Raw genomic sequence first — 14,941 nt, 5'->3', positions numbered from 1 at the left:
ACTACGGTGCCCGCAAACACTCAGGATTACGTTAAATGGTTTCGTCACTCGACGCCTTACATCAATAGACACAGCGATAAAACCTTTGTGTTGATGTTGCCCGGCGAAGCGATTACCCATGCCAATTTTCACAACATAGTGCACGACATCGCACTGCTGTGCAGCCTGGATGTCCGCCTGGTATTGGTACATGGCGCGCGCCCGCAAATTGAAGATCGCTTGCAAGTTGCAGACACTTTCAGCCATTTTCACAATAACCTGCGCATCACCGACAGCGACAGCCTGAGCTTGGTGATTCAGGCCATTGGCGAAGCGCGCACGATTGTGGAAGCCGCGCTTTCCACCAGCCTGCCCAACTCGCCCATGCAAGACGCCGACATGCAGGTCATCAGCGGCAACTTCGTTGTCGCTATGCCCCACGGCGTGATCGACGGCGTAGACCTTCAACACACCGGCAAAGTGCGCAAAGTACATACCAAATCACTCAATGCCGCCCTGGATTCCGGCGCTGTTGTCCTGCTCTCGCCACTGGCCTATTCGCCAACCGGTGAGATTTTCAATCTCTCCTTCAGTGATGTCGCCACCCACGTCGCCAGCGCAATCAAAGCCGACAAGCTACTCGCATTTGTCGCCGGTAACGGGTTGAGCGATAGCGAAGGCAGCCTGATTCGCCAACTGTCCCTGCCCGAATGCAAAGACTATCTGGCAACACGTGGAGCAACCATTGGCGCTGACCTACAGCAAGCCGTGAGCGCCTGCTACCTGAGTTGCCTGCAAGGCGTTCAGCGCGCACAGTTAATCAGCTACGAGACCGATGGCGCCCTGCTGACCGAGCTATTCACCCGTGACGGCTTGGGCACCATGATCTACTCCGGCCAATATGAGCAGTTGCGCGTTGCCAGCATTGACGATGTCGCCGGTATTCTGGAGCTGATTCGCCCGTTAGAAGAACAAGGTATTCTGGTGCGGCGCTCGCGGGAACTGCTGGAAACTGAAATCAATCAGTTTCATGTCATGGATAAGGACGGCACCATCATCGCCTGCGCCGCCCTTTACCCCTATGGCGATATGGCAGAGCTATCCTGCGTAGCAACCCACCCCGATTATCGCAACGGAGGGCGTGCGGCAACCCTGCTGCAACAGATGGAAATTCAAGCGCGTAAGCTGCACATCAAGCAGCTATTTTTACTCACCACCCAAACGGCACACTGGTTTATCGAACAGGGTTTTGTGCAGGGAAAACTGGAAGACCTGCCCGTGCAACGGCAGTTGCTGTACAACTACCAGCGCAACTCCAAAATCTTTATCAAGACACTTTAATCACAACCCAATATCAGGGGCACGACAGATCTCTCGCTGTTGCGCCCCTTTTCACCGGCCTTCGTCACTGCAAAACAGGCCTATACGGCGCCATGGTCAACTCAAGATCAACATGCCGATAGACAGCAATTCTGCTATGCTTTGTCCCCTGTTTTTATTCGCTCAATAACTCGATTGTCACCGCTGTTAGCCGCCTGCAACAGGCTCCACGAGGTCATCTGCTATGCCTATTTATCGCTCCAAAACCACCACCTCCGGCCGCAATATGGCTGGTGCTCGCGCACTCTGGCGCGCCACTGGCATGAAGGACGGCGACTTTGATAAGCCCATCATTGCCATCGCCAACTCCTTTACCCAATTCGTTCCCGGCCATGTGCACCTGAAAGACCTCGGCCAGTTGGTTGCGCGCGAAATCGAAAAAGCCGGCGGCGTCGCAAAAGAGTTCAATACCATTGCAGTAGATGACGGCATCGCCATGGGTCATGACGGTATGCTCTACAGCTTGCCATCACGCGACATCATCGCCGATTCCGTGGAATATATGGTTAACGCCCACTGCGCGGATGCGATTGTGTGTATCTCCAATTGCGACAAAATCACCCCCGGTATGTTGATGGCCGCGATGCGCCTGAATATCCCGGTTATCTTTGTATCCGGCGGCCCGATGGAAGCCGGCAAAACCAAACTGTCCGAGCACAAACTCGATTTGGTTGATGCGATGGTGATTGCGGTAGATGACAACGCCAGCGACGAAAAAGTGAATGAATACGAGCGCTCCGCCTGCCCCACCTGCGGCTCCTGCTCAGGCATGTTTACCGCCAACTCGATGAACTGTTTAACCGAAGCGCTGGGCTTATCCCTGCCCGGCAATGGCTCACTGCTGGCAACCCACGCTGACCGCGAGCAACTGTTTTTGGAAGCTGGTCGCCGTATTGTGGAAATCACCAAACGCTACTACGAGCAAGACGATGCGCGTGTACTACCGCGCTCTATCGCCACCTTTGAAGCGTTTGAAAATGCTATGGCACTCGATATCGCCATGGGCGGATCAACCAATACCATCCTGCACCTGCTAGCTGCAGCACAGGAAGGCGAAGTACCGTTTACCATGTTTGACGTGGATCGCATGAGTCGCAAAGTGCCACAACTGTGTAAGGTTGCGCCTAACACCCCGAAATACCACATGGAAGACGTGCACCGCGCCGGTGGCGTAATGGGTATTCTGGCGGAGCTGAATCGAGGTGGCCTGCTGCACAACCAATTGCCGACGGTGCACAGCAATACTTTCCAGGAAGCACTGGATAAGTGGGACATCATCACTACGTCATCAGAAGCCGTAGCAACTTTCTACAAAGCGGGCCCTGCCGGCATCCCGACCCAAGTGGCGTTTAGCCAGGCAACTCGCTGGCCGACACTGGATGGCGACCGCGCTGAAGGCTGCATCCGCTCAGTGAAAAATGCCTACAGCAAAGAAGGTGGCTTAGCCGTACTCAAAGGCAACATCGCCCTCGATGGCTGCGTAGTAAAAACGTCCGGTGTGGACGAAAGCATTTGGGTATTTGAAGGCAAAGCCTATGTGGTTGAAAGCCAGGACAAAGCCGTGGCCGATATTCTCGATGGCAAAGTAAAAGAAGGCGATGTAGTCGTTATCCGTTACGAAGGCCCTAAAGGTGGCCCGGGTATGCAAGAAATGCTCTACCCCACCAGCTACCTCAAATCCAAAGGTCTGGGCAAAGCCTGTGCACTTCTGACAGATGGCCGCTTCTCAGGCGGAACCTCCGGTTTATCCATCGGTCACGTTTCACCAGAAGCAGCCTCAGGTGGTGCAATTGGTTTAGTACAAACTGGCGATATTATTCGTATCGACATTCCCAACCGCAGTATCAACGTAGTGTTAACCGATGCCGAACTGGATGCGCGCCGCGCCGCCGAAAACGCCAAAGGCCCATTGGCCTGGAAGCCAAGCGAAGTTCGTCCACGCAAAGTGAGCGCGTCATTGAAAGCCTATGCGATGCTGGCCACCAGCGCTGATAAAGGTGCCGTACGCGATCTGAGTAAATTGGATTATTAATTATTCAGGTGCCTCGCAAGAGGCACCCCGTAAACACCAGAGGCAAAAAATAAAAAAGCCAGCGAAAGCTGGCTTTTTTATGACAGACAAGAAGACTCTACATTACTGCTGAGCCAAGGCTTGCAATCTTGCTTTTTCACGCTCAGAGAAGGCTACCCATTGATTTGCGAGTTTGGAACTGCGCGCATCTTTTGCAGCTTCCTTAAAGAACTTGATAGCTTCATCGAAGTTTTTCAACTCGAACTCTGCTTGAGCAACGGTGATATTGGCATGATCAACACGCTTGATACCACCTTTCTTAAGTGCATCGCGACCCCACTTGGAAGCCTCTTTGAACTTATCATTAGCCAAGTAAGCCTGAGCCAAACCAATAATCAACTCACCATCAGTTGATTTTTGCGCTGCCTTTTCGTATTCAGCCAAAGACTCTTTAGAGTTTTGCGACAAACGATAAGCATCTGCAAGCAACTTCAAATTTTTTGCAGTGGGTTCAATACTTTTATCGGTATAAATACCTTTACGCAGCACCTTGGCAGCCTTGTAAGGCACCTCAGCTTCAAGGAATGAATACGCCAAATTGATTAAATCTTTCTCGGCCGTCAAACCGTCCATCAAATAACAGGTTTCAAGTGCATACAATGCATCGTTAGTACGATCCATCATACGATAAACTTGAGACAGCTGCTTCCAATATTGAGCTTTCGGATAGTACTTAATCAACTTCTCAAGAACGACCAAGCCGCTTTTGTAATCTTCTTTGTCGAAGTACAAACCACGCTGAAGAATATACCAGGATTCCGCAGGGATCTTACCTGCTGCTTCCTGATTCTTAACTGCCTCATTGATATTCAATAATGCGTTGTTGTTATCTTCAAGCTGGTAATAAAGCGTTGAAAACATATAAGAGTCTTCTGGCTTTAATGAATCAGCATAGTCGGTCCACTTAAGCAAAGTTTCTAATGCTTTTTTCGGGTTATCCAACTGGGAATAAAGCTGCCCAACAATACGAATTGTCGATGCTTCAGTAGCCAGAGGCATATTGGGCGATTGGGCGAGCATTTTGTTAAAGCTTTCAATGGCCTTAGCATAGTTCTCGGCACCTAAGTGAGCATAACCCGTGTACTGGTTCAGCAAAACCAACTCGTAAGCATTAGCCTTGGCAGAGTTAGCTGCCATCTCATTCAGCAATTGCATCGCACGACGCGGGTCGGGCTTCACAGATTCATCTTGAGGCTGCAAATAGTTGGCCGCTTCAGTAATTTTCTTACCGAAAGACTCAGTCACATTAGGAAACTTACGCTGATCAGCAGAGGCATATTTGTTTTTAGCCTTAACTTGAGCATGAGCAACGCCAATTTCAATAGCACCCGGTGCAAACACATTAGCTGCGTTGTTTATCACAACAGGCGCAAGAGCAATCGCAGTTGCCAGCAGCGTTCTACTAAGAGCAATTGAAACGGCAGGAATTACTTGTCTCATTTCATTACCCCTTATTTCTGCATCGTATAGGTGAAGCGGTTCTTCACACCAGGCACTTCAACCGGCTTACCATCAACAACTTTTGGCTTGTACTTAAACTTAAGCGCAGCTCGAACAGATGCACGGTTAAATACTGTTGTAGGCTTGCCGTCTTTAGTGACGCACTGATCAGCAATCGGCTCAGGATCACGTGTGGCTCCAGTCTCAGTAACGGTGTAAACAACCGTACAGAAACCTTCGATTCCACGAGACAACGCCGTGCTGGGATATTCAGGTGGAACCTTAACGATAGGCAAGTATTCACCTTCACTAAAGGCCAAAGATCCTGCACCAACATCAATGCCCGCTTTCGCAATAGGTGCACTCATGTTTAAGGCTTCACCCGATACGGTAGGCGCCTCAAACTCTGGCTCTGGAAGATCCGGGGGCGTTTCGGGAGCCTCTGGTTTCTCAGGCTTTGCATCTTCAAAACGGGTTTCGATTTTTGTATCAGGCATATTGATATCAGGAATTTTCACAGATTTTTTCTGTGACATTTCACCCAAATCATTATTAACCAGTTGATACATCAAAAATAAGAGCAAGAGGGTGGTCACCACCCCCAAAAGCCCTGCTATACCTACTTTTGCGAAGTTCATAGCAACCTATTTCTCTTCAGTAGAGACAGACACATCGGTAATGCCAGCTTCACGCGCAGCATTAGCGACCTCCAATACGAATTCAATCTTAGCTTTGGTATCCGCTTGAATTGAAACTGAACCATTAGGATTGTCTGCGCGCATACGCTCAATAACTTTAACAACGCCACGTGGATCAACTTGTTTCTTATCGATCCAAATTTCGTTGTCGCCACCAATAGCAATCAGAATACTAGCGTTAGGCTTCGAATCACCAGTAACGGCATCAGGTCTTGTAACCTCTTTGCCCGCTTCTTTAATGAATGTTGCCGTAACAATGAAGAAAATCAGCATAATGAACACGACGTCAAGCATAGGCGTGAGATCGATTGCCTGCGGTTCTTCTTCAGGTTTTGCGTTGTTCCTGCTCATGAGACATCTCTTAATTACAGGTTAATACTGCAGCATCACTTAGTGATCCATTGTCAAATGGTCAGCAAACAAGCGGTCTTCACGCTCAGCAATTCGGGCAAGATATGTATTCGCAAACAGCCCAGACAATGCTGCAACCATGCCAGCCATTGTAGGAATTGTTGCTTTCGATACGCCACCCGCCATCGATTTGGCATCACCACCGCCAGTCAGAGAGAGAACACTAAACACTTCAATCATGCCCGTTACTGTTCCGAGCAATCCCATCAGGGGGCACAGAGCAATTAATGTGGTAATCATGTCCATGTTTTTGTTAATTTTCGCTGACATACGCGAAACCATCGCTGCACGAATTTGATGTGCATTCCAGGACTTACGCTCTTTGCGTTGCTCCCAACTATTCAAAGCCTGTTGGACTTCACCTTTCAGACCACCTTTAAAGTAGACCACACGCTCAAACACGAGAGTCCACATTGCAAAGGTAAGGGCGGCGATGAAATACATCAGTGGGCCGCCCTGATCCATAAAGGCTCCAATGGCTGCAAAAGCGTCCGTTAAAGCCTGCATGTGTTATCTCCTACTTACGCTCAGAGTTTTCAGCAATAATGCCGGTGGTTTGTTCATCCAATACTTGAATAACTGCCTTAGCACGACCGTTAACCAAGGTGTGCATCAACACAACAGGGATAGCAACCACAAGACCTTGTACTGTAGTAACCAATGCGGCAGAAATACCGCCAGCCATGTTCTTAGGATCGCCAGCACCGAAAATGGTGATTGCCTGGAAGGTTTCGATCATACCGGTAACTGTACCCAACAGACCCAACAGCGGTGCAACAGCAGCAATAATCTTCAATACAGCCAAGCCACTTTCGATTGATGGACGCTCTTTAAGAACAGCTTCTTCAAGCTTGAGCTCTAGAGTTTCGGTATCAACATTTTTGTTCTCTTCAGCAACTTTCAAAACACGACCCAATGGGTTGTTTGCGTTTGGCTTATCAGACTTCAATTGAGCCTTCACTTTTGCAGTCATTGCGAACAGTACCAGCATGCGCCATAAACCAAGGAATACACCGATGAAACCCACAGCAACAATTACATAACCAACCTTACCGCCTTGGTCAACGCGCTCCAAGAAGGTTGGAGTGTCGATCAATGCAGTCAGGAGTTGGCCGCCAGCTGGACCGGTTGGATCCACGCCGAAGTCAACCATACCTGATGTTGCATTTTGCAATGCTTTTGCACCAGCCAAATGATCACCTGGCTGACGAGGCAACTCTTGAATTTTTGCACCATCAAATGTCAGGTACATACCATTTGAAACCAGGTTGTAAACACCAACGCGAACAACCTCTTGCTGCGCTTGCTCACCATTTGGCTTGATAACGGTAGTGTTGAATTTAACAACGCGGCCAGTTTCAACCATCTCACGCTGAACTTCGTACCACAGACGCTCGATTTCTTCGATATCCGGCAACTGAGTATTGCTGTTCATCTTCTCGATCAATGCATCAAGGAACTCACCACGATTTGGGTACTGTGCACTTACGATAGAAGTATCCAATGTGGCGCGCAGGTCACCAGCGGTAGAAGTCAAATGACCGAAAAGCTCTTTCATGGAGCCCAAACGCTCATTCAGTTGCGTCTTCTTAGCGGCAACTAACAGATCTTGCTCTTGGTACTTTTTCTCGAGCGCAGCAGAACGTGCTTCTTCCGCTTGACGAGTTGCTTTAGCTTGAGCAAGCAAATTAGCTTGATTCGCTTTATCGCGAGCGAATTCAGCTTCACGTTGCTTGTGCTCAGCTGATTCACTGATTTGGGATTTTTTGACCATTTCCAACAATTGGTCAAGCGTTTGCGCTTTTTCTTGTGCCATTGCAAAGCTGCTACCCAACAGGCCAGCAACAGCAAGCATCAGACAGCTTTTTACAAACTTCATTTTCATTGTGCTGCCTCCGGTGCCTGAACAGTCATAGTCATAATATCTTTAGATGCTTGATTGCGCGCAATACGAAGCCCCTTAAGAATGGATGAGTTGTATGAACCATCCAGAGAAACCCACTGACCTTGAGAGGCATCCCAGGTACCGCATTGTTTTGCATCAGTTGTTTGATACATCAATGAAATACGGCCAACACGAAGGATATTTACTTCACGGTCTTGACCATCAACAGGCAAGGTACCCTTGTAAGCTTCAATTGTACTGCCGTAAGCAGATTCAATTTTGTAAGCCTCAAGCACTTGACGGAATTTTTCAGATACAGAGATATCTGCGCGATCCTGATTTGCACGCAACATTGCGACGCGCTCTTTACGCTCTTCCACTTGGAATGGCTTATCGAGACTCACAAATTGCTCCAGACTGTCTAGCATACGGAATACGAGGGGCTGGATTTGACGTTCGATAACAGTCACTTTTTCGACTGATTGGTCAAGTTCCTGAACAACGACGAGCTGCTTGGCAACTTGCTTTTCCATTTGGGCGTTAAACACACGAAGATCGTCAATCAACTTGTTTTGTTGTTTGAATTCTTGTGTCAGATCGTCAGTTTCCTGAGCCAATCTGTCGATGCGTTTTTGGGAGTCTTGCGCCAAAGTGGTTTTGGCCTGACCCGCCTTAAGTACGGCATCCAGAGTTTGATCTGCCATGGCTACGCTACCCATTAGCGCGCCGGCAGAAAGCATCGTGGTCATTGCCACCGCTTTCAATCGCTGCTTTTTCATAATCCCCCCAACTGGGTGTTCAATCAAGTGAGTTTGCGGCAACAGGCTGCCACAGACGCGTTATCCACGTAGCCTCTTCGAGGCGGCTAAGAACGGCGGCATTGTAATAAGCGACATGACCTACTTCCAATGATTTATCCTTATACCTTCTACGTGTGTATTTATGTATCAAAGCGGTAACACATTACTCATTCCAATAAGTGCACCGGTAACACAAAAGCAAAAAACAACTAAAACACACACAAACGAAACACAAAATAATCAAAAGCAGACTATTGAGTGCGCCGTTGATATACCAAAAACCTGTGGGGTATCACTGCAGATTCCTCACCCGGTGTTGATGATTCAAGATCCCATTGATCGCCGCCAGGCAATACAAAAAACGCATCCCCTTCCGGCTCAACACTCACTTCCGTGAGATAAATTTTGTCCGCTAGAGGCAGTGCCTCGCGGTAGATTTCCGCACCACCAATGACGACCGCCTCGGTAGCGCCAGTTTCTGCCACACGCTGACTGGCAGCATCAAGCGCAGCAGTCAGGCTATGTACGACCACCAAATCAGCCGATGCGTTCCATGATTGATCACGGGTAACAACAATGTTCAAGCGCCCAGGCAATGGCCTACCAATGGATTCATAGGTTTTTCTCCCCATGATTACAGGCTTACCCATGGTCACTGATTTGAAATATTTCAGATCTTGCGGGAGGTGCCATGGCAGACGATTTTTTATACCAATGACACCATTTTTTGCTGCCGCCACAATAATGGCTAATTTCATGCAGAGCCTTCGCCTTTTTATTAAAACTTTACATTGCCAACAACCTACAACGACCAATTAAACGGCAATAGGCGCGACTATACGAGGATGAGGGTCATAGCCTTCAAACTCAAAATCCTGTAATTCGTACCCGAAAATGGATTCGGGGCGACGCGAGATTCTTAGTGTAGGCAACTTTTTGGGAATGCGTGTTAATTGTTCGTAAACTATGTCGTCAGAAATATGATTGTTATAAAGATGGCAATCGCCAAAGGTGTGAACAAAATCACCTACTTCCAAATCACATTGCTGCGCAATCATGTGTGTTAGCAACGCATAACTGGCGATGTTGAAGGGCACCCCCAAAAACAAGTCTGCACTGCGCTGATACAACTGACACGACAATTTGCCATCAGCAACATAAAACTGGAACAGAGTATGGCAGGCCGCCAAAGCCATGCGCCCCTGCTCTACATTTTGCTGCGGGCTCATGGATTCATCAGGCAAATCTGCCGGGTTCCAGGCACTGACAATAAGGCGACGCGAGTAGGGATTTTTCTTGATCTGGGCAATAACCTGGGATATTTGATCAATTGTCGAGCCATCCGGACACACCCAACTGCGCCACTGTTTGCCATAGACCGGCCCCAAGTCACCGTTTTCCGTGGCCCATTCATTCCAGATATTGCAACCGCGCTCCTTGAGCCAGTTAACATCAGTACGCCCTTGCAAAAACCATAACAACTCAACAATTACACTCTTCAGGTGAACTGTTTTTGTCGTTACCAAAGGAAACCCTTTGCTCAAGTCGAAACGCAACTGCCGACCAAAAACGGAGCGGGTGCCAGTGCCGGTTCTATCGCCGCGCGTGACGCCGTTTTCAACAACATCGCGCATTAAATCAAGATACTGCTTCATTCAATAACCTGTAAACATACTCAATTATTCGACTTTACTGCCCTTGTTGCTCGCCATGCAGGCGTAGACAAGCAGACCGATCCCTACCAGAAACATCGGCACGCAGAGCAACTGGCCGCGCGTCATCCAACCAACCAGCGCCACCCCGCGATCCGGCTCGCGCACAAATTCGATGGCGAAGCGAAAGGTGGCATAAGCCACTAAAAAAATTCCCGATACTGCGCCACGCGGGCGCGGTTTGGCAGAGAACCAAAAAACAATAACAAACAATACCAGCCCTTCAAGACCAGCCTGATAAAGCTGGCTTGGGTGACGCGCCACTCCTTCAGGATCCATTGCCTTGGGAAACACTACCGCCCACGGCACATCAGTGACACGTCCCCACAATTCCTGACCGATGAAATTGCCCAAGCGCCCAAAGCCCAAACCGAGCGGAACCATGGGTGCTACAAAATCCATCAGGCCAACAAATGGTCGACCGATGCGCTTGGCATAAATCAACATAGCGACGATCACACCAATAAGACCGCCATGGAATGACATGCCGCCCTCCCACACGCGGAATAACCACAGTGGGTCGGTCAACCAGTAATCAAAATTGTAAAATACAACATAGCCGAAACGGCCGCCGAGAATGACACCAAACGCGCCATATGTAATCAAGTTTTCTACTTGCGCCTTGGTGATCAGTGCATCTGGCTGCTTGGCGCGGTGCATGGCAACCAACCAGGCGCTGACGAATGCCAGCAGGTACATAATGCCGTACCAATGAACACTGAATGAACCTATGGAAAACGCGATGGGATCTATATCGGGGTATTGCAGCATAAACAGTTAAACCTGACTCGTCCGACGTAAGGCCGGGGATTATGACGCGGATTTATGACAAAACGATAGCGTTTACATTCAATTGCTATCGGAAGTAACCGGGCGAATCAGGCGAGTCAAGCCTGTATCGCGCAGTTCGCGTGCAATGTGATCGCGAATTTGATCGCCATTCGACATGCTCATTACCTCTGCCAACAACTGTTTGGCTCGATCAAAGGTAATACCGCGGATAACAGATTTCACCTTGGGGAGGTTGGTGGCATTCATGGACAAAACATCAAACCCCATGGCCATCAACAAAATCGCGGCGCCAGGGTCACCCGCCAATTCACCGCAAATACTGACACTGATGCCTGCATCATGTGCCGCATAGACAATGTACTGCAAAGCGCGCAGCACTGCCGGATGAAATGCCTGATAGAGATCGGCCACCTGTGCATTGTTGCGATCCACCGCCAGCAAGTATTGCGTGAGGTCATTACTGCCGACGGATAAGAAGTCGACACGGCGCGACAACTCGGGCGCCAGATACACCGCCGCCGGAACTTCAATCATCACCCCAACCTGCGGTAAACGAACCTTAAACCCCTCTTCCAGCAGCTCTTTATACACACGCCGAATCAGCGCACGGGAGGCATCTACCTCCTGCATATTGGTGATCATGGGCAGCAGGATGCGCAGGTTATCCAGCCCTTCGCTGGCCTTGATCATGGCGCGAATCTGCGCCAGAAATATCTCCGGGTGATCGAGGGTTACACGAATGCCGCGCCACCCCAGAAAGGGATTATCTTCCTGAATCGGGAAATACGGCAGGGCCTTGTCGCCACCGATATCGAGTGTACGCATGGTGACTGAATGAGGCGCAAATGCTTCCAACTGCTCGCGATAAATCGCGCGCTGCTCTTCCTCGCTGGGGAAGCGATCGCGCAATAGGAATGGCACTTCCGTGCGATAAAGACCGACACCCTCTGCACCACGCTCCAGCGAACGCACCACATCAGCCATCAATCCGGTATTGACATGCAGAGGCAAGCGATAGCGATCCTGGGTCTCGCAGGGCAGGTTTTTGAGTGCTTCCAAGCCCTTAACAAGAGCCTGCTCCTCCAGGTAAATCGCTTTGTAGTGCTTGCGCAGTTGCGCATTGGGGTCGCAATACACCGCCCCTTTGTAACCATCCACAATGATTGGCCGGCCATTGATTTGCGAATAGGGCAAGTCTACCGCCCCCATCACGGTGGGAATATCCATCGCCCGCGCCAAAATGGCGACATGGGAGTTTGATGAGCCAAGTACGGATACCAGCCCAGCCAGCTTTTCCTTGGGAATCTCACCCAGCATAGAGGCGGTTAATTCCTCGCCGATCAAGATGGTTTTATCAGGGTATACACGCGCTTTCTGATTGGATTCCTGTAAATAGGCCAGCACCCGACGCCCCAGGTCGCGCACATCGGTCGCCCGCTCGCGCAAATAGGGGTCATTCATACTATTAAAGATGGTTTCATGCTCAAGGATCACCTCGCTCCAGGCATAGGGCGCGCTGGCCCCCTTGCGGATACGATCCATGACTTCACGGGCAAGCGAGGCATCATCCAGCATGGCCAGATAGGCATCAAATAAGGCTTGCTCTTCACGATTGATACGCGCGCGCAATTGCTCGCCAAGGGATTTAATATCTTCGCGCACTGCCAGCAGGCTGCGCTGGAAAAAGGCGATTTCGGCCTCAACGTCTTTACAGGCCTGATAGGGTACCGAGCGCAAATCGGCGGTGGGTGTCAGAACGACCGCCTCACCTATCGCAATACCGGATGCACCTGACACACCGAGAAACTTGGCTTGCGATGCTTTGGCACCCGGAGGAACTACGCCACCTGTCGCCTCGGCATGAGCGATAACCCCCGCCAACTGCGCCGACATAGTGACCAGAAAAGCTTCTTCGCCCTCATCGAAGCGGCGCTGCTCTACCTGCTGAACCACCAATACACCCAAGACTTTGCGGTGGTGGATAATGGGCACGCCCAGAAAACTGCTGTAGCGCTCCTCCCCCGTTTCCGGGAAGTATTGATAGCTTGGGTGAGCTTCAGCGTGCTCCAGGTTAATCGGCTCTTCACGCACCACAACACGCCCAACCAAGCCTTCACCCGCCGCCAAACGCACCTTGCCGACCGAATTGGCATTCAGACCATCAGTCGCCATCAATACATAATCACCCTTACTATCACGCAGGTAGACGGAGCACACCTGGGTTTTCATCACCTCTTTGACCCGCGACACAATAATCGCCAGCGCCGATTTCATATCGCGCGCCGCGTTTACTTCCTGAACAATGGATCTAAGTGAATTCAGCATAAAGAGTCTGGGTTGAACCTGGTAAAAGGTGATTCGGGTTAGCGCGCGCGATTGCGGCGATCTTCATGAAGCGAATGGAATAATGACAGTTCTTTAAGGGCTCTGCGGTAAACATCGCGTTTAAAAGAGACCACTTTACCCAAGGGATACCAATAACTAACCCAGCGCCAGTCATCAAACTCGGCGCGCCCACCGTTGTTCAGACTGACCTTGTTGTCGTCGCTGCGCAAGCGCAACAAAAACCATTTTTGTTTTTGGCCGACGCACAGTGGCACAGAATTGTGTCGCACCAAGCGGTGCGGTAAGCGATAGCGCAACCAGCCGCGCGTACAAGCCAGGATTTCAACATCCTCGCGGCGCAGGCCCACCTCTTCGTGAAGCTCGCGATAAAGCGCCTGCTCGGGGGTTTCATTGGGGTTAATGCCACCTTGGGGAAACTGCCATGCATCGTGGCCGCCCACGCGGCGGGCCCACAGCAACTGGCCCTGATCGTTGGTCAGAATGATGCCCACATTGGGGCGAAATCCGTCGGAATCTATCACGGGGGGAATCATCCATATAAAAAGGTTTTGCTGGTGTAACATCCGACCAAGCGCACACAGAAGCGGCAGCCATGTTCCACAAAACAGCGTTTTCCGCACTATATCAGGCCTACCCAAAGCCGCAACCCTGAATCGGTGAAATGGTTTTGGCATTGAGCACACCACGCTGTGCCGCTATTCTAGCGCCCCGCTTGATCGCCTTTGCTGCCGATGCAAGCTTCGCACTGATTGATATGAGGATTTTCGCTGTGGCACTGGCTATTTTTGATCTCGACAACACCCTGATTGCAGGCGACAGCGATTACAGCTGGGGCGTCTTTTTGGTAGAGAAGCAATTGGTTGATGCCGAGGTCTATCGCATCGCCAATGAACGCTTCTATCAGGATTACAAAAACGGAACGCTGGATATACGCGCCTATCTGACGTTTTCATTGGCGCCACTTACGCACTTCACGCAAGACGAGCTGCGCGCACTTCACGCAGAGTTTATGCAAAAACACGTCGAGCCTTTGATGCTCCCCAAAGCAGAAGCACTGTTGCGCCAACATCGCGAACAGGGCGATCACCTGCTAATTATCACAGCCACCAATGGCTTCATTACACGCCCAATCGCCCAACGCCTGGGGGTCGATGACATACTGGCAACCGATCCGGAAGTGATTGAGGGTCGCCATACCGGCAACTTTACCGGCACACCCTGTTTTCAAGCGGGCAAGATCACCAACCTGCAAGAATGGCTCAAACACCACCATCACTCACTCACCGGCGCTTACTTTTATAGCGACTCCATCAACGACCTTCCGCTGCTGGAGCTGGTGGACAACCCGGTAGCCGTAGACCCGGATGAGCGCCTCAGTGCTATCGCTAATGAGCGCAACTGGAACATCATCAGCCTGCGCGACTAGC

At 50.3% G+C, this 14,941-nt stretch carries 14 protein-coding genes; 3 read left to right on the top strand and 11 right to left on the bottom strand.

The features are described 5' to 3' along the window. Nucleotides 1-6 precede the first annotated feature (6 nt). Together argA and ilvD are read left to right on the top strand one after the other, a co-directional pair. A complete protein-coding gene (gene argA / locus B0D95_RS16895) occupies nt 7-1,320 on the top strand; it encodes an amino-acid N-acetyltransferase (RefSeq protein WP_078044997.1) in 1,314 nt (437 codons plus the stop codon). 223 nt (nt 1,321-1,543) lie between these two features. Beyond that, nucleotides 1,544-3,391, top strand: a complete 1,848-nt coding sequence (ilvD, locus tag B0D95_RS16890) for a dihydroxy-acid dehydratase (protein ID WP_078044996.1) — start codon at nt 1,544-1,546, stop codon at nt 3,389-3,391. Between the two features lie 102 nt (nt 3,392-3,493). Here ilvD and B0D95_RS16885 read toward each other — a convergent pair whose 3' ends face one another. From B0D95_RS16885 to B0D95_RS16835, 11 genes are all read right to left on the bottom strand, one after another. Continuing rightward, complete coding sequence (locus B0D95_RS16885; protein ID WP_078044995.1) at nt 3,494-4,870, bottom strand: lipopolysaccharide assembly protein LapB; 1,377 nt, start codon at nt 4,868-4,870, stop codon at nt 3,494-3,496. 11 nt (nt 4,871-4,881) lie between these two features. Next, a complete protein-coding gene (locus B0D95_RS16880) occupies nt 4,882-5,508 on the bottom strand; it encodes an energy transducer TonB (RefSeq protein WP_078044994.1) in 627 nt (208 codons plus the stop codon). Nucleotides 5,509-5,514: 6 nt separating this feature from the next. After that, the gene (locus B0D95_RS16875; RefSeq protein WP_078044993.1) at nt 5,515-5,919 is read right to left on the bottom strand and encodes a biopolymer transporter ExbD; all 405 of its coding nucleotides are present in this window, start codon (nt 5,917-5,919) and stop codon (nt 5,515-5,517) included. A gap of 39 nt (nt 5,920-5,958) precedes the next feature. Continuing rightward, the gene (locus B0D95_RS16870) at nt 5,959-6,486 is read right to left on the bottom strand and encodes a MotA/TolQ/ExbB proton channel family protein (protein WP_078044992.1); all 528 of its coding nucleotides are present in this window, start codon (nt 6,484-6,486) and stop codon (nt 5,959-5,961) included. Nucleotides 6,487-6,496: 10 nt separating this feature from the next. Then, complete coding sequence (locus tag B0D95_RS16865; RefSeq protein ID WP_078044991.1) at nt 6,497-7,864, bottom strand: MotA/TolQ/ExbB proton channel family protein; 1,368 nt, start codon at nt 7,862-7,864, stop codon at nt 6,497-6,499. Then, on the bottom strand, nt 7,861-8,643 hold the full coding sequence (locus tag B0D95_RS16860; protein ID WP_078044990.1) for a DUF3450 domain-containing protein: 783 nt from the start codon (nt 8,641-8,643) through the stop codon (nt 7,861-7,863). The genes B0D95_RS16865 and B0D95_RS16860 overlap by 4 nt, the downstream gene beginning before the upstream one ends. 272 nt (nt 8,644-8,915) lie before the next feature. Then, complete coding sequence (locus B0D95_RS16855) at nt 8,916-9,422, bottom strand: dihydrofolate reductase (protein WP_078044989.1); 507 nt, start codon at nt 9,420-9,422, stop codon at nt 8,916-8,918. A gap of 57 nt (nt 9,423-9,479) precedes the next feature. After that, the gene (locus B0D95_RS16850) at nt 9,480-10,319 is read right to left on the bottom strand and encodes a thymidylate synthase (RefSeq protein WP_078044988.1); all 840 of its coding nucleotides are present in this window, start codon (nt 10,317-10,319) and stop codon (nt 9,480-9,482) included. A 24-nt stretch (nt 10,320-10,343) separates the two neighbouring features. Next, nucleotides 10,344-11,147, bottom strand: coding sequence for a prolipoprotein diacylglyceryl transferase (gene lgt / locus B0D95_RS16845; protein ID WP_078044987.1), 804 nt, complete (start codon nt 11,145-11,147; stop codon nt 10,344-10,346). Nucleotides 11,148-11,225: 78 nt separating this feature from the next. Further along, nucleotides 11,226-13,493 (bottom strand): phosphoenolpyruvate--protein phosphotransferase, encoded by a 2,268-nt coding sequence (gene ptsP, locus B0D95_RS16840; RefSeq protein WP_078044986.1) that lies wholly within the window; start codon nt 13,491-13,493, stop codon nt 11,226-11,228. A gap of 38 nt (nt 13,494-13,531) precedes the next feature. Beyond that, a complete protein-coding gene (locus tag B0D95_RS16835) occupies nt 13,532-14,035 on the bottom strand; it encodes an RNA pyrophosphohydrolase (protein ID WP_210403641.1) in 504 nt (167 codons plus the stop codon). 248 nt (nt 14,036-14,283) lie between these two features. On the opposite strand from B0D95_RS16835, the gene B0D95_RS16830 reads away from it, so the two are divergent. Further along, nucleotides 14,284-14,940, top strand: a complete 657-nt coding sequence (locus B0D95_RS16830; RefSeq protein ID WP_078045804.1) for an HAD family phosphatase — start codon at nt 14,284-14,286, stop codon at nt 14,938-14,940. Nucleotide 14,941 lies beyond the last annotated feature (1 nt).

It is taken from the genome of Cellvibrio sp. PSBB023 (genome assembly GCF_002007605.1).
Taxonomy (GTDB): Bacteria; Pseudomonadota; Gammaproteobacteria; order Pseudomonadales; family Cellvibrionaceae; genus Cellvibrio.
Note: the sequence above shows the minus strand (reverse complement) of the source record. Positions and strands in the feature narration are given on the sequence as shown.